General features: G+C 63.1%; 13 protein-coding genes. 8 read left to right on the top strand and 5 right to left on the bottom strand.

The window, feature by feature from the left end; genetic code table 11:
- Positions 1 to 164: 164 nt before the first annotated feature.
- A complete protein-coding gene (locus tag AC1DRD_RS07115) occupies positions 165 to 632 on the top strand; it encodes an Lrp/AsnC family transcriptional regulator (protein WP_066810938.1) in 468 nt (155 codons plus the stop codon).
- A gap of 50 nt (positions 633 to 682) precedes the next feature.
- Here the strand turns inward: AC1DRD_RS07115 and AC1DRD_RS07110 are convergent, their stop codons facing one another.
- A complete protein-coding gene (locus tag AC1DRD_RS07110) occupies positions 683 to 1,960 on the bottom strand; it encodes a tetratricopeptide repeat protein (protein WP_478040854.1) in 1,278 nt (425 codons plus the stop codon).
- A 305-nt stretch (positions 1,961 to 2,265) separates the two neighbouring features.
- Between AC1DRD_RS07110 and gyrA the strand changes: the two genes are divergently transcribed.
- The gene (gene gyrA, locus AC1DRD_RS07105; RefSeq protein ID WP_478040853.1) at positions 2,266 to 5,037 is read left to right on the top strand and encodes a DNA gyrase subunit A; all 2,772 of its coding nucleotides are present in this window, start codon (positions 2,266 to 2,268) and stop codon (positions 5,035 to 5,037) included.
- Entirely contained in the window at positions 5,034 to 5,384 is a 351-nt protein-coding gene (locus AC1DRD_RS07100; protein ID WP_478040852.1) for a DUF952 domain-containing protein, read from the top strand. The genes gyrA and AC1DRD_RS07100 overlap by 4 nt, the downstream gene beginning before the upstream one ends.
- Positions 5,385 to 5,391: 7 nt before the next feature.
- On the opposite strand, the gene AC1DRD_RS07095 is transcribed toward AC1DRD_RS07100, so the two are convergent.
- Both AC1DRD_RS07095 and AC1DRD_RS07090 read right to left on the bottom strand, forming a co-directional pair.
- Entirely contained in the window at positions 5,392 to 5,823 is a 432-nt protein-coding gene (locus tag AC1DRD_RS07095) for a DUF488 domain-containing protein (RefSeq protein WP_478040851.1), read from the bottom strand.
- A complete protein-coding gene (locus tag AC1DRD_RS07090; RefSeq protein ID WP_478040850.1) occupies positions 5,798 to 6,550 on the bottom strand; it encodes a lysoplasmalogenase family protein in 753 nt (250 codons plus the stop codon). The genes AC1DRD_RS07095 and AC1DRD_RS07090 overlap by 26 nt, the downstream gene beginning before the upstream one ends.
- Before the next feature lie 30 nt (positions 6,551 to 6,580).
- Between AC1DRD_RS07090 and trmFO the strand changes: the two genes are divergently transcribed.
- Positions 6,581 to 7,897, top strand: coding sequence for a methylenetetrahydrofolate--tRNA-(uracil(54)-C(5))-methyltransferase (FADH(2)-oxidizing) TrmFO (trmFO, locus tag AC1DRD_RS07085; RefSeq protein ID WP_478040849.1), 1,317 nt, complete (start codon positions 6,581 to 6,583; stop codon positions 7,895 to 7,897).
- A 191-nt stretch (positions 7,898 to 8,088) separates the two neighbouring features.
- Here the strand turns inward: trmFO and AC1DRD_RS07080 are convergent, their stop codons facing one another.
- Complete coding sequence (locus AC1DRD_RS07080) at positions 8,089 to 8,589, bottom strand: EF-hand domain-containing protein (protein ID WP_478040848.1); 501 nt, start codon at positions 8,587 to 8,589, stop codon at positions 8,089 to 8,091.
- Positions 8,590 to 8,662: 73 nt separating this feature from the next.
- A complete protein-coding gene (locus AC1DRD_RS07075) occupies positions 8,663 to 9,301 on the bottom strand; it encodes a squalene/phytoene synthase family protein (RefSeq protein ID WP_478041205.1) in 639 nt (212 codons plus the stop codon).
- 96 nt (positions 9,302 to 9,397) lie between these two features.
- Here AC1DRD_RS07075 and AC1DRD_RS07070 point away from each other — a divergent pair, with 96 nt between their 5' ends.
- The 4 genes from AC1DRD_RS07070 (at position 9,398) to AC1DRD_RS07055 (ending at position 16,063) form a co-directional block, all read left to right on the top strand.
- The gene (locus AC1DRD_RS07070; protein WP_478040847.1) at positions 9,398 to 11,332 is read left to right on the top strand and encodes a TadE/TadG family type IV pilus assembly protein; all 1,935 of its coding nucleotides are present in this window, start codon (positions 9,398 to 9,400) and stop codon (positions 11,330 to 11,332) included.
- A gap of 47 nt (positions 11,333 to 11,379) precedes the next feature.
- Positions 11,380 to 11,922 (top strand): TadE/TadG family type IV pilus assembly protein, encoded by a 543-nt coding sequence (locus tag AC1DRD_RS07065; RefSeq protein ID WP_478040846.1) that lies wholly within the window; start codon positions 11,380 to 11,382, stop codon positions 11,920 to 11,922.
- Positions 11,919 to 12,644 carry a TadE/TadG family type IV pilus assembly protein gene (locus AC1DRD_RS07060; RefSeq protein WP_478030039.1) on the top strand — a complete coding sequence of 242 codons (726 nt, stop codon included), beginning with the start codon at positions 11,919 to 11,921 and terminating at the stop codon, positions 12,642 to 12,644. The genes AC1DRD_RS07065 and AC1DRD_RS07060 overlap by 4 nt, the downstream gene beginning before the upstream one ends.
- A 287-nt stretch (positions 12,645 to 12,931) precedes the next feature.
- Positions 12,932 to 16,063: a TonB-dependent receptor domain-containing protein gene (locus AC1DRD_RS07055; RefSeq protein ID WP_478030038.1), complete on the top strand. Its 3,132-nt coding sequence runs from the start codon at positions 12,932 to 12,934 to the stop codon at positions 16,061 to 16,063.
- The last annotated feature ends 5 nt before the right edge of the window (positions 16,064 to 16,068 follow it).

Genomic DNA, 16,068 nt, shown 5'->3' with positions numbered 1-16,068 from the left:
CTGATCGCGCGGAGCCGCCGCGCCTTAGGAATTTCTTAACCGCAGTGCGGCGCGCTTCAAACGGTTCATTTTGACGCGTCGCATAGTGGGACGATTGCGCAATCCAGCAATTATATTATGTTGGCCATCGGGCTAACTCGCATAAAATTCTTGGAGAACCGGCGATGGCGTTGGATCGGATCGATCGGCAGATATTGTCTTTACTACAGGCCGACGGACGGATGACCAATGTCGAACTGGCCGACCGGGTCGGTCTGACCGCACCCCCATGCCTGCGGCGCGTCCGCGCGCTGGAGGAAGCGGGCGCGATCAAGGGCTATCACGCCGAACTCGACCCCGCGACCCTGGGCTATCCGATCACCGTCTTCGCGATGGTCAGCCTGAAGAGCCAGGCGGAGCGCGACCTGACCGCGTTCGAATCGCACATCGCGACGATTCCCGAAGTCCGCGAATGCCATATGCTCAACGGCGAAATCGACTTCATCCTGAAGATCGTCGCCGGCGATCTGAAGGCGTTCCAGGACATATTGACGACCCATCTGACCCCCGCCCCCAACGTGGCGAGCGTCAAGACGTCGCTGACCATCCGCACGTCGAAGAATCAGCCGGGAATTCCGGTCGGGGCTGAGTAAAAGAGGGCGGCCGTCGCCAGCCGCCCCTTTCTCGTTTCGATCGCCTCGACTCAGCTGGTCGGCGGGCTGTCGATCCAGGTCGACCAGAAGCCGGCGATGTCGCTGCGCGGCGCGGTGGTGACCGCGGCGAACGCCGTCTTGGCGCCGGCCTTGTCGCCCGACAGCGCCAAGGCGATGCCCAAATGCGTGTTGACCTCGTCATTGTTGACGCCGCCCTTGGCCAGCGCCTGCTTGTAGAGCGCGATCGCCTTGGGATAGTCGCCACGGCCCAGGAACGCGTCGCCGGTCTGCGACGACAGCGCGCCGTTGGGCGAGGCCGCCGCCTTGGTCTCGAGCCCCGCGAAAGAGCCTTCGGCCGCGACCTGGCTGTTAGAGCTGGTGACCAGCGCCTGGATGTTGGAATTGCCGGTGCCGGGGATTTTGCCCGCCGCCTTGCCCTCGGCGATCACCGCCTTGGTTTCGTCGGGCAGGCCGACGTCCATCACCTTTTGCGCATATTCCTCGTAATAATTCTGGTCGGCGAGCGACTTGGTCTGGCGCATCAGCCGGAATATGTCGATCATCTGCTTCTTGTCGAGCTTGGCGACCGGATTCTGGGTCAGCGCGTAATAGCCGAGCGCATCGCGCCAGGTCTTCGACGTCGGATAGGCGACCAGCCAGCGCTTTAGCCAGACGATGGTTTGCGGCTTGAGGCCGGCGGCGGCCGATTGCGCGATGCCGTATTTGTAGATGTCTTCAGACTGCTTGCCGGCCGCGGCCACCTTTTCGAGGTCGGCCATGCCGCCGGCGGCGTCACCGGCCTGGACCTTGGACTTGGCGAGATAGAGCGGCAGGTTCGCTTCGGTCGAGCCGTGCTGCTGCGCCTGCTGGAACAGCCGGCTCGCGCGCGCCCAATCCTTGTTGTCGTAAGCGATCGTCGCGCGGCTGAATTCGAACTTGGGCAGCATCTCCGGCGGCGTCTTGGGATTGACGATCAGCGCGTCGAGCGGAGCGATCATCGGCGCCGGATCGAACGCGCCGTTGGTCCCGGCGGAGGAATCGGCGATCTTCTGCGACACCAGGGCGTAGCGCAGGAAGGTCGAGATATATTTGTCGTCGTCGGTCTTGGCGGCAGCCTCGGCTTCGCCAACGGCGGCTTCCGCCGTCGCCATATCCTTGGCGAGCAACGCGGTTTTCGCCTTGTTGGCGGCGACCGCCACGGCCTGGGTATATTGCGGTCCGGCCGGCGCCTCTTCCTTCTTCTTGGCAAAAGCGGGCGGCGCAAAGGCCAGCCCGGTCGCGCCGGCGACCATCGCCGCGGCGAAGGCGGCCGTCGAAATGCTCTTCATCAATCTCTCCTCATGGGCGGGGGCGGGGGAACCCTTCCCCACCGCTCTAATCAGCGGGCGCCGGGGGTTCAAGGCGCGTAGCGGCGCAAATCGCCGAAAGCGGCTGAATGCGGATTGAACGGAGAATTGCGCCCGCGCCGCCACTCGGGCAGAGGGGCCAGCGGATTGCGCCCTCGCGCGAGCCGAATTGCGCCCTCGCGCGCGCCAAATTGCGCCTTCGCGCGCGTACGCGCGCGCGTGACATCGGTTGCATGACCCGCTAGGGTCGTCATCGAACAGCAACATCACCTGAAAGACCCCAAAACTTGACCGACGAGACCGTCCTCGCCGACCCCTCGGACATTACCCCCATCTCCATCGTCGATGAGATGAAGTCGTCGTATCTCGATTATGCGATGAGCGTGATCGTCGCCCGCGCGCTGCCCGATGTGCGCGACGGGCTGAAACCGGTCCACCGCCGGATTCTGTTCTCCGCTCAGGAAAGCGGATTCTTCTACAACCGGCCCTATCGCAAATCGGCACGCATCGTCGGCGACGTGATCGGTAAATATCACCCGCACGGCGACAGCTCGATCTACGAAGCGTTGGCGCGCATGACCCAGGATTGGGCGATGCGGCTGCCGTTGATCGACGGCCAGGGCAATTTCGGATCGATGGATCCCGATCCCGCGGCCGCGATGCGCTACACCGAAGCGCGCCTCGCCAAGTCGGCGAGCTTCCTGATGGAAGATCTCGACAAGGATACGGTCGACTTCGTTCCCAATTACGACGGATCGGAAAGCGAACCGTCGGTTCTGCCGGCACGCTTCCCCAATCTGCTGGTCAATGGCGCCGGCGGCATCGCGGTCGGCATGGCGACCAACATCCCGCCACACAATCTGGGCGAAGTGATCGACGCGTGCTTCGCGTATATGGACAATGGCGCCATCACGACCGAAGAGTTGATGGAATATGTGCCGGGACCGGATTTCCCGACCGGCGCGATCATCCTCGGCCGCTCGGGGGCGCGGTCGGCCTATGAGACCGGACGTGGCTCGATCATCCTGCGCTCGCGGCACGAGCTCGAAGAGGGGCGCGGCGATCGCCGCTCGATCGTCCTCACCGAAATCCCCTATCAACAGGGCAAGAACGCGCTCGTTGAAAAGATCGCCGAGGCCGCCAAGGATAAGCGGATCGAAGGCGTCAGCGACATTCGCGACGAATCGAACCGCGAAGGCGTGCGGATCGTCATCGATCTGAAGCGCGACGCGACTCCCGAAGTCGTGCTCAACCAATTGTGGCGCCACACGCCGGCGCAAGGATCGTTCCCGGCCAATATGCTGGCGATCCGCGGCGGCCGCCCCGATCTGCTCAATCTCCGCGACTTCATTCAGGCGTTCATCCAGTTTCGCGAACAGGTCATCACGCGGCGCGCCAAGTTCGAACTCGCCAAGGCACGCGACCGCGCGCATCTGTTGCTCGGCCTGGTCATCGCGGTCACCAATCTCGACGAAGTCGTCCGCATCATCCGCGGATCGTCGAGCCCAACCGAGGCGCGGCGCGCCCTGCTGATGCGTGAATGGCCGATCGCCGAAATCGCCGGCTATATCCGACTGGTCGAGGCGACCGATGTCGAGGTCACCGGCGACAGCTATCGCCTGTCCGACCTTCAGGTCCGCGCGATCCTTGACCTGCGCCTCCATCGCCTGACCGCGCTCGGCCGCGACGAGATCGGCGACGAGCTCAAGGAACTCGCCGCCTCGATCGCCGAATTGCTCGAAATCCTGGCCAATCGCGCGCGCCTCTACGAAGTGATGCGCGAGGAACTGGCCGCGGTGCGCGCCGAGTTCGCCACGCCGCGCCGGACCGAGATCGCCGGTGCCGCCGACGGTATCGAGGACGAGGATCTGATCGAGCGCGAGGACATGGTCGTGACCGTGACCATGCAGGGCTATATCAAGCGCACCAGTCTCGACACGTTCCGCTCCCAGGCGCGCGGCGGCAAGGGCCGCGCCGGCATGGCGACCAAGGACGAGGACGTCGTCACCGAATTGTTCGTCACCTCGACCCACACGCCGGTACTGTTCTTCTCGACGCTTGGCCGCGTCTATCGGATGAAGGTGTGGCGCTTGCCCGAAGGTGGCGCGAATACGCGCGGGCGGCCGATGATCAACCTGCTGCCGCTGGCCGAGGGCGAGACGATCTCGACCGTGCTCCCGCTGCCCGAGGACGAGAATGAGTGGGGCAAGCTCCACGTCATGTTCGCCACCGCCAAGGGCTCGGCGCGCCGCAACTCGATGGACGCGTTCACCAACGTGCCGTCGAACGGCAAGATCGCGATGAAGTTCGAGGGCGAGGATGAGGACGATCGGCTGATCGGCGTCGCGTTGCTCGACGAGAGCGACGACGTGCTGCTCGCCACGCGCCAGGGCAAGGCGATCCGCTTCGCCGGCGATGAGGTGCGCGAGTTCCAGAGCCGCAATTCGACCGGGGTACGCGGCATGCGCCTGGCCGGTGGCGACGAAGTGATCTCGCTGTCGATCCTGCATAAGGTCGGAGTCAGGGACCAGGACGAGCGCGAGGATTATCTGCGTCACGCACCCTGGAAGGGTGAGGACATCGAGGGCACGCGCAAGCCGCGCGAGATGGACGATAGCCGTTACGAAGAACTGATGGCCAAGGAGCAGTTCATCCTGACCGTCTGCGCCAACGGCTATGGCAAATTGTCCTCAGCCTATGAATATCGCCGCACCGGCCGTGGTGGCCAGGGCATCACCAATATCGACAATATCGCCCGCAACGGCCCGGTCGTCGCCAGCTTCCCGGCGACCAAGGGGCATCAGTTGATGCTCGTCACCGATCAGGCCAAGCTGATCCGCATGTCGCTTGGCGATTTGCGCGTGATCGGCCGCGGTTCGGCAGGCGTCCGCTTGTTCAACGTGGCCGAGAACGAACATGTCGTCTCCGCCGCGCGGATCGAGGAGACCGAAGGCGATGCCGAGGCGGATTTGACCGCGGGAGAAGAGCGCGAGGTCGCGCCCGATCCCGGCGCCGATACCGCCGATGACAGCGCGGCGGGACCGGCCGACGGCGAATGAGTGAGCGTCCGGACATTGCCTATAAGGTGCTGACCGCCGATCAGATGCGCGCCCTGGAAGCCGATGCTTTCGAGGGCGCGCCGATCGACCTGGCCGATGGCTATATCCACCTGTCGACCCGCGATCAGCTGACCGAGACGGTGGACAGGCATTTTACCGGCCAATCGGACCTGTGGGTCGCGGCGATCGACCTCGTGGCGCTGGGCGACAGCATTCGGTGGGAAGAATCGCGCGTTGGCGCGCTGTTCCCGCACGTCTATGGCGCCATGCCGCTCGACGTCGTGATCGCCTATGGCGAACTCGAGCGGGAGCATGATGGGACGGTGAAGCTGCCCGTCGCTGGTTGACGGCAGCTCAGGGCAGCAGGTCGACGACCTCGAACCCTTCGCCTTCTTCGCGCAGCAGCATCGTGCGGTGACAATGTTTGGGGTCGTGCTCGAAGCACAGCAGCGCCGACGGCTTTTCGGCGGCAAGGTCGCGGAGTTGCGCCGCCTGGGCCTGCGCCTCCGGCAAATGGAGTTGCCCGGCATAGACGCGTTCCATCGTCCGCCAGTCGCCCTTCTTTGCCGCGTCCCGCCCCGGCTTGGGCGTGCCGAGCGCCTTCAAGTGGACATAGCCAATCCCGCTGTCCTTCAGCGTCGCCGCCAGGATGTTCTTCGAGAACCCCGGGCGGCGGGATAGCGGCAGTGCGCGGACGTCGATCACTTGCTCGACGCCCGCCTCGCGCAATGTGGCGAGGAAAGAGTCCATCGTCGTGCCTTCATAACCGATGGTGAAGATCTTCATCGTCTTTCCAACGCAGCAAGGTGGTGACGGCTCCCCAGGCGATCAGCGCCTGACCGGCGAAATAGAGCGGCCAGATCAGGAACACGGGGATCAGCGAGCCGGCCAGGGGCCCCATCTTGGCAAAGATCAGCAGGTCTGAGGCAACGAACATGACCGCGCCGAGCCCGACGCGATAGCGGGGGAAGCGGCTGATCCACGCGCTCGCTGCCATTGCGCCGAGGCCGGTGGCATAGAGCGCGATACCAGGTGCCGCCCCGCGATCGGCAGGAAGCAGGAACGCGATCACCGGCACCCCGAGGAGTAACAGCACGGATAAGGCTATCTGGCTCGGCGTGGGCTTGCTGCGGCGATGGAGCAGATAGAGCAGGACGGCGGTAAGGTGCCCCGCGAGAAATGCCAGCGCGCCGCCGGTCTGGCTGCACTCGAGCAGCACATCCCCCAGCGTTCCAAGCGCCAGCACCGTGGTGATCAGCCAGCCATCGCGCCCGCGCGCATTTATCACTGCCCAGATCGTCAGCAGGCCGACCCCCGCCCCCTTCCACGCGATCCAGGGCAGTGTCGGAACGGTGTGCTGCCCGACGAACCAGACGAACAAGAGCCAGAACCAGAAGCTGGCGCCGGCCAGTAATGCCAGGATCAGCAGCCACGTCGCGCGGGGTCTCAATGGGATCGCGGTCATGGCGATGTGATGGCCCCACGATTCGATATCGGCAACATGCTTTGTCATCCGCTCGCGGCGCGGCTATCGCCGGACCCCATGACTCATGACATCCACATCATCGGCGGCGGCCTCGCCGGATCCGAGGCGGCGTGGCAGCTCGCGGAAGCCGGCGTGCGCGTAAAGCTCTCCGAAATGCGCGGCAGCGGCGATATGACGCCGGCGCATCACACCGACAGCCTGGCCGAACTGGTCTGCTCCAACAGCTTCCGGTCGGACGACGCCGAGAACAACGCGGTCGGCCTGCTTCATGCCGAGATGCGTGCCTTGGGCTCGATCATCATGAGCGAAGGCGACCGTCACAAGGTGCCTGCGGGGTCGGCGCTGGCGGTCGATCGCGACGGTTTTTCCGCCGGTGTCACCGCGCGGTTGGCGGCGCATCCCAACATCACGATCGTTCGCGAACGCGTCGACGCGCTTCCCGACGATGGTCTCGCGATCGTCGCGACGGGCCCCCTCACCGCTCCCGGACTCGCGGCCAGCATCGGCGCGGCCACCGGCAGCGACGCGCTTGCCTTTTTCGACGCGATTGCGCCGATCGTGCATCGCGACAGTATCGACATGGAGACCGCCTGGTTCCAGTCGCGCTGGAACAAGGGTGACGGGAAAGACTATATCAACTGTCCGCTCGACAAGGATCAATATCACGCTTTCGTCCAGGCGCTGGTCGATGGCGAAAAGACCGAATTCCGCGAATGGGAGAAGGATACGCCCTATTTCGAGGGCTGCATGCCGATCGAGGTGATGGCGGAGCGCGGGCCGGAGACGCTGCGCTTCGGACCGATGAAGGGCGTCGGGCTCGACGACCCGCGCACCGGGCGCTGGCCCTATGCCGTGGTCCAGCTGCGCCAGGACAATGCCATCGGCACCTTGTGGAACATCGTCGGGTTCCAGACCAAGCTGAAACACGCCGAACAAGTACGCCTGTTCCGCACCATTCCTGGGCTGGAGAATGCTGAGTTCGCGCGGCTAGGTGGGTTGCACCGCAACACCTTCATCCGCTCGCCCGAATTGCTCGACCCGACGCTGCGACTGAAGGCGCGGCCCAATATTCGCTTTGCCGGTCAGATCACGGGATGCGAAGGCTATGTCGAAAGCGCGGCGATCGGTTTGCTCGCGGGCCGTTTCGCGGCGGCAGAACTGAGCGGCAATGCCGTCGCGCCGCCGCCGATCGAAACCGCGCTGGGCGCGCTGCTCAACCACATCACCGGCGCGGCCGAGGCCGAGACCTACCAGCCAATGAACGTCAATTTCGGCCTGTTCCCGCCGATTACCGGCCGCACGAAAAAGGCGGATCGCAAGAAGATGTACACCGAACGCGCCCGCACTGCGCTCGCCGGCTGGCTAGCCGCTTAGCTTGGGGACTCATATTCCTGTCGTCGCCCCAGCGAAATCCTCCCGTCATCCCATCGCACCCTCCCGTCACCCCAGCGAAAGCTGGGGTCTCTGGCGGCGACGCGATGCGGCTTGAGATCCCAGCTTTCGCTGGGATGACGAGTTTTGGAAACGCATCCCTTCAAGGACAACGGCTTATTTGAGTTCTCACCTTAGGTATCGTCCTCGCGGTTATCCTCCGCCGGAGCCGCAGCCGGAGCGGGTGACGCCGGTCGGCAATTGGGCCGCGGCTTGGACTTGCGCTTGACCGCCGTCGTGGCGAATTCGGTCGCGTTCATCGCGCCGGACTTGTCCTTGTCGGCCAGCGCGAATTTGGTTTCGGCTTTCACCGCCCATTCGTCGAACGACAAGGTACCGTTGTTATCGACGTCGAGCTTGGCGAAAGCCTTGCGCCGCGCCATCAGATATTCGTCGCGGGTGACCGAACCGTTGCGATCCTTGTCGTAGCGATCGAATCGCTTCTGCTCGCGCGTGGCCGGCAGAGCCTCGGGCACGGCGGGACTGGTTGCCTGCCCGTCCGGCGTCGCGGTTTCAGCCGCAGCCACCGGCATGGCGGCAAGCGTCGTCGCGGGCGGCGATCGCATCGCCTGCAAGGTCATTCCCGCCACTACCAACAAGATGCCGGCCGCCGCCCCCGCAAGATATCGCCACATCGCTCGATCCTCCTTTTGGCCTCACGCTAGCGCGCACGAAAGACGGAGAAAACCGAATCCCTCCATCATGGTGCTATCTGCCAGTCAGCCGGAATCGCGCGAGCCGAAGGACGAAGGTCGGCGGGATCGGTCCGCCCAACCGCCGGTCCGCGATCAGCGCCAGCGCACCCAGCGCCCGCCCGTTCCTGCTCCAACGCGACCGGCGGGCTTGAGTGAGCATGGTGCCGGCACGCTCTCGCGCCTGGCTCGCCAGCGCCGCGTCGCTGAGATTGGCGGCAAGATCGGCCAGCGCCCAACCCTCGCCCGCGTCTCCAACCGGGTCTTCCGGGGCCGCGCCGACCGCCATCCCGGCTATCGTGAACAGCGCGCCGCCGCGCAGGCGCGCGTGATCGTCGATCGACTGGGTACGGATATCGCCGAGCAAAGGCTCCCACGCCTCCACCATCTCACTGAGCGCGCGCCCGGTAATCCCCAGCGGCAGGACCACGCCAGTCAGGGACTGCAACACGGGTTCGGCGGGCGCGTCGGACGCGTCGAGCCCCTGCAACGCCTCGCGCCACCAGGCGAGCCGCATCTGCCCGACCAACGGCTCGCGGGTCGTGCGCAACACATTGCCCAGTGCAGCATCGAGCGCGAACAGCGCGTCCAGCGCCCCGCGCGACCTGCCCGGAGCGTAGCTCAGCGCGAGGTCAAGCCAGGGATCGGTAACCATCGTCACCGTAACATTAACCATACCGATTGAGAGCCGGTTAGCCCTTCTAGATGCATGAGGCATGTTCGTAGGATCATATCGGGCAGATCGGGGCAGATGTTCGGACCATTCGGCGCAAAGCGGGGGGACGCGCGCACCTTCCTGGGACGGTTACGCCGCGATGTGCGTGGTAACACGCTCGCCATGATGGCGATCGCGCTCATCCCCCTCGCGGCTTTGGCTGGTTCGGGTGTCGACATGGCGCGACTTTACGTCGTCAAGGTCCGTCTGCAACAGGCCTGCGACGCCGGTGTGCTCGCCGGGCGCAAGTTCATGATCCAGTCGTCAGGGACGACTCTCGACAGCAATGCGGCGACCCAGGCGACGACCTTTTTCAACAACAATTTCACCCCGGGCTGGATGAAGACCAATACGGTCACATTCGTCCCCACCAAGACCAGCGACAGTCAGGTCTCCGCTACCGCGAGCGCCGTCGTCCCGATGACCGTGATGAAGATGTTCGCGGCGCCCGACACCACCGTCCAGGTCACCTGCACGGCGCGCTACGACGTGGCCGATACCGACGTGCTGTTCGTGCTCGACACGACCGGCTCGATGGCCTGTGCGCCAAGCGACAGCGACTCTACCTGCAACAGCTATGTCGGCTCGGCCGGCAATAGCACGTACACCCGGCCGACCGACACGACCTATTCAACCGCGGGCTATTCGGGATCGACCGGTTACTCCGTGCCGGAGAAGAGCGGTTCGCGCATCGAGGCACTGCGCCAGGCCGTGCTGAGCTTCTACGATACCTTCGCGGCGAATGCCGACCCGTCGACCCACGTCCGTTATGGCTTCGTGACCTACACGTCGGCGGTCAATTCGGGCAAGGCCGTGATGTCGCTCGATCCGACCTATGTCCTCGGTGGCAGCGGCGCGGCGACGAATTACAATTATCAGTCTCGCAAGGTCACGAACGATTACACGATCAGCACGGCGACCGCGAACAACTCGATGAACCAGGCGACGTGCAACGCCCAGACGACGACACGATCGCCGGCAACGGCGCTGACCTATACGACCTCCGGAACGGCAACGCAGGTCAGCTATGCGTGGAACTCCGGCACCTTGAGATGCGTGGTCACGACCAAGACGCTGGGCCCGCAATATACCTATTCGCGCTACCCGTGGGACGTTAGCCAGTATGTCGCGGGCAACACGATCGACGACCCGACCAAGGTCGACTCGTCGACCACAAAATGGGCGGGTTGTCTCGAGGAACGGATCGATTCGACCTCGGCGGGCCAGACAGTATTCAATACCGCCAGCCTGCCCAAGGATATCGACCCCGATTTCGTGCCTAACAGCGACGCTACGCGCTGGGCGCCGCAATGGGGTGACGTCGAATATGGCCGTAACAACTATGGCGGCACCGGCAACGGCACCAGCAACGGTGACGACAGCAACAACGCGCCGAACTACGGCAGCGCGCAGATGATCAAATGGGGCTATCTGTCGTGCGGCAAGCCGGTTCGGCGACTGACGACCTGGCAGCGTACCGACGTCTACAATTACCTCTACGCGGCCGATTTCAAGCCAATCGGCGGCACCTATCACGATACCGGCATGATCTGGGGCGTGCGGATGATCTCGCCGACCGGCCTGTTCAAGGCGGATACCGCGCCCTGGGGATCCGGTCCCGGCGCCTTGCCGCCCAACCGTGTCATCGTCCTGCTGACCGACGGTTTCATGGCGCCGACCACGGACACTTACAGCATGTACGGCGTCGAGTATTTCGACAAGCGCGTAACCGGCGGCGACTACAGCAACATCACTGCCTATCACAATGCGCGGTTTTTGGCCGCCTGCTCGGCGGCGAAGGCGCGGAACATCGACGTCTGGACGGTGTCGATCCAGCCCAGCGCGACGAGCCAGATGCAGAGCTGTGCCACGACCTCTGCGCAAGCGCTCGCGACGACCAGCGGCACCGGTCTGTCCGCCGCCTTCGCGAACATCGCCCAACATCTCGCCATGCTCCGGCTGACGCACTGATGCGCGCGCGGTTCATCCCAGGTCTGCGGGACGATCGGCGCGGCGCCGTGCTCGTCGAATTCGCACTGCTGACGCCCCTCATGCTGCTCATACTGATGGGCTTGGGCGACATGCTCTATCAGGTCTACACCCAGTCGATCCTGAACGGCGAGTTGCAGAAGGCGGCGCGCGATTCGGGCATCGAAGGAGGCGCGGCCAGCACCTCGACGATCGACGCCAAGGTGCAGACGATGGTCAAGAAGATCGCGCCCGGCGCGACGTTCACCTCGACGCGCAAGAGCTATGACAGCTTCTCCGAGGTAGCGCCCGAGCCGTTCACCGACACTAATGGCAACGGCGTCCGCGATCCAGGGGAATGCTTCACCGACGAAAACGGCAACGGAACGTGGGACCAGGATCCCGGCGCGGCCGGACAGGGCGGCGCCAGCGCGGTGACGGTCTATACCATGACCGCGACCTATCCCCGCTTGTTCCCGGTCGCAGGCTTGTTCGGCTGGCCGACTACCCAGACGGTGAGCGCGACTACGTTGCTCAAGAACCAACCCTACGCAACCCAGACTACCACCGCCAACGTCACGGTGTGCACATGATCCTTGCCCGTCCGCGCGCCGTCGCCCACCGTCTGTATCGCCGCCTGATGCGCGACCGCAGCGGCGTCGCGATGATCGAATTCGCCATGGCGATGCCACTGGTCCTCGGCGTCGGTTGCTACGGCCTCGAGACCGCCAATCTGGCGCTGATCAACCTGCGCATCAGCCAGATCGCGCTGGCGCTGGCGGACAATGCGTCGCGCGTCGGCACCTATAGCGGGCTTACCTCGCAGCAGCTGCGCGAGGTCGACGTCAACGACATCTTCGCCGCCGCCCGCTATCAGGGCAATGGCATCAATCTGACGACCAATGGCCGCATCATCCTGTCGAGCCTGGAAAACGTCCAGCAGAGTTACGACACCGCTGCCGTCCAGCGCATCCACTGGCAACGATGTCTGGGCGCCAAGAGCGGCACCGGCTACGATTCGACCTACGGCACGACCACCACGGCCGCGGGCACCACCGCCACCCTGACCAATGCTGGGACCACCTCCACCGGCATGGGCGACGCCAGCGCCCAGGTCGATGCGCCGGGCGGATCGGGCGTGATGTTCGTCGAAGTCAACTACCTGACCAAGCCATTGTTCGGCAACTGGCTGACCAGCCCGGCGCGCATCCATTATGTCGCGTCGTTCATCGTCCGCGACCGGCGCGACTTCAGCCAGATTTTCAATCCGGGGACGGGCGCGACGCGGATGACCTGCGACAAATATACCACCTGATCACTCAGTTGATGAGCAATATCCGTAAGAATAGATGGCAGATTCTTACCGTTACTTAAACGTAATGTTACGCACTTTTGTAGATCATCAGAGGTTCTATCTCAAATTGTAACAAATTGTAACAGTCTGTCGCAAATTGTATCAGTCTGTCGTAAATTGTAACGCGCATGATTAGTGTGGCCAATTTGAAACAGTTCGTCACTTTGACGATACTCAACTCCCCCTACTCTTGAATCCCATATTTTTTGTGGCAAGACGCCTGTCATAAAGGGCAAAAAGGGGCTTATATGCGCATCAATGGTCTTCGCGCGTCGACGGCACTCACCTCCGCCGTCTTCGCGTTTGGTTTGCTGTATGCCGGTCAGGCTTCGGCGCAGACGGCGGCTACAGATGGTCAAAAAGCATGCCCGGACGGCAGCACGCCGACGCCGGAAGCGCCGTGCCCTCCGACCGCGACGGGTTCGACGGCTCCCGATCAATCGGGCGAGATCGTCGTTACGGGCTCGCGCATTCGACGGCCCAATCTGGATTCGCCGGTTCCGGTTACCAGCATTTCGGGCGAAGAGTTCTTCAAGACGGGTACGACCTCTGTTGGCGACGTGCTCAACGAACTGCCTGCGCTGACCAGCACATTCAGCCAATCGAACTCGACTCGCTTCCTCGGAACGTCAGGGTTGAGCCTGCTCGACCTTCGCGGCCTCGGCACGCAGCGTACGCTGGTTCTCGTAAACGGTCGCCGCCACGTCGCCGGCGACATCCTGAACGAAGCCTCGTCACCTGACATCAACACGATTCCCGCCGATCTCATCGAACGCGTCGACGTCGTCACCGGCGGCGACTCGGCGGTCTATGGTTCCGACGCGGTCGCCGGCGTCGTGAACTTCGTGTTGAAGGACCATTACGATGGCCTTCAATTCCGTTCGCAGGGCGGCACCAGCCAATATGGCGATGCGCCGTCCTATTTCGCGAGTCTATTGGCCGGCAAGAACTTCGCCGGTGGGCGCGGCAACATCGCGGTCGATCTTGAATATGCGCATCAGGGAGCTTTCTACGCTAGCGACCGTAATAACTACAGCATTTCCAGCGGCTTCGTTACGGTCGATAACGTCGTCAATGACGGAAAACCCAATCGCATCTTCTACAACAACATTCGTAGCGCGACCTATTCAAATGGCGGTCTATTTCTCGGGAACAATTGCGGTGGCTATTATTGCTCGTACGGCTTCCAACCCGATGGCTCGCTGAGCCCGGTCACCGGTCAACGTGTCGGAATCGCGCCGTACGGCAGCTTCATCGGCGGTAACGGCGACAATTTCCGCGACGGAACACAGCTCGGCCTGATGCCGAACCAGGATCGCTACAGCGCCAATCTGATCGGCCATTTCGAAATCTCGCCGGCGTTCGTGCCGTTCATCGAAGCCAAATATGTCCGGACCGACGTTCTCGGCAGCGCCAGCGGTCCGTTCTTCTTCAACGGCGGCGTGACAGGCTCCCCGCGCGAGGTTTTCTACACCGACAATCCCTACCTCAGTTCGCAGGCTCGCGGCTTCCTGACGAACTACTATGGCGTGGCCAACGACGCTCACCAGCCCTTCTATTTCGACGAGAATGCCACCAGCCTGACCAACCGCCAGGAAAGGCTGCGGCGCGAAACCTATCGCATCGTCGCAGGTATCCGCGGCGAACTGGGTGACGGCTGGTCCTACGAGCTCTCGGGCAATTACGGCCAGTTCGACGAGAAGAACGAGATACTCGGCAACGTCAATCTGCAGCGCTTCCTGCTGGCGATCGATCCCGTCGACCAGGGCAAGTACACGACCGGTGTCGCGAACGGCAATATCGTCTGCCGCGCGACGGTCGATCCGGCGGCGCGCATCGCTTATGAAAATGCCGCCAATCCGGGCTTTGCCGCCAGCCAGCTGGCCGCCGATGTCGCGGCGTGCCAGCCGGTCAATCTGTTCGGCGTCGGCAATGTCAGCGACGCGGCACGCAACTATCTGTTGCAAAACTCGGTCGCCAACGGCCGCATCACCCAGTTCGTCGCCAATGCCTTCCTGAGCGGCGACACCCGCAATTTCCTCAACCTGCCGGGCGGCCCAATCGGGATCGCGATCGGTGCGGAATATCGGCGGGAAACCGCGTCATACCATGAGGATGATTTCACCAAGGCTGGCCTGACCTTCTATAACGCGATCCCGGATTTCAGCGCGCCGGCGTTCGAGGTGAAGGAAATATTCGGCGAGCTCCGCCTGCCGATCATCAAGGACAAGCCGTTCTTCCACGAACTGACGCTGAGCGGCGCGGTCCGGTTCGCCGATTACAAGGGCGATGCCGGTTCGGTCTGGGCCTATAACGGCAATCTCGAATGGGCGCCGACCCGCGACATCCGTCTGCGCGCCAATTACTCGCGCGCGGTGCGGGCGCCGACTCTGGTCGATCTCTACACACCGTTCGGCCAGAACTATGAACTGGTCACCGATCCGTGCGCCAATTATGCGGCTAATCCGGGTACGCAGATCGCAACCAACTGCGCCGCGGCAGGGATTCCCGCGACGTTCAACCACCAGTATATCAACTCGCTGGGCTATCAGTCTGGCGGTAACGTCAACCTGAAGGTCGAGACCTCCGACTCGTACACGATCGGTACCGTCATCACCCCGCATTGGGTGCCTGGCTTGTCGTTGACGGTCGACTGGTTCGACATCAACGTCAACAATTCGATCGCCACCCTGGACGCCCAGGCCGTGCTCGACGCTTGCTATTCGCAGTCGAGCATCAACAACCAATATTGCGGTCTGTTCCAGCGCTACAACGGCGCGCCGGGTACTACTGGACCGGCCGGCGAAGAGCCTGGTCAGATCCTGGAGAACAGCCTCCACGTCATACCGCTGAACTACGCGAAGCTGCGTGTGCGTGGCATCGACGTCGAGCTGAACTACCAGCATCAGTTCGCCAATATCGCAGGTGTGTCGACCCGGTTGATCTATACCCACAATTTCCGGAACGACACTTATCTGGACGCGACTGATCCCACGTTCAGAACGCAGCAATTGGGTACGTTGGGCTTCCCGTTCGACGAGTTCAGCTGGAATCTGGACGTCAACAAGGGGCCGGTCACGCTGGGCTACAAGCTGCGCTATGTCGGCAAGATGACGGTCGCGCCCTGGGATGCCCTGCACAGCGTCAATGGGCAAGCGCCGCAAGAGACGGATTATTCGAATATCACATACTACCCGGCTCAATACTATCATAACGTGCGCCTTCAGGTAGACGTCACCAAGAAATACAATTTCTATATCGGCGTCGATAACCTGTTGAATACGCAGCCGCCGCTCGGAACGACGGGCGCCGGTTTCGGCAGCGCGATTTATGACAATGTCGGTCGCTTCTTCTACGCCGGCGTCATCGCCAAGTTCTGATCATC

The sequence above is a fragment of the Sphingomonas sp. P4_G2 genome, assembly GCF_056401155.1.
This window is presented reverse-complemented; position numbering and strand designations above follow the sequence as displayed.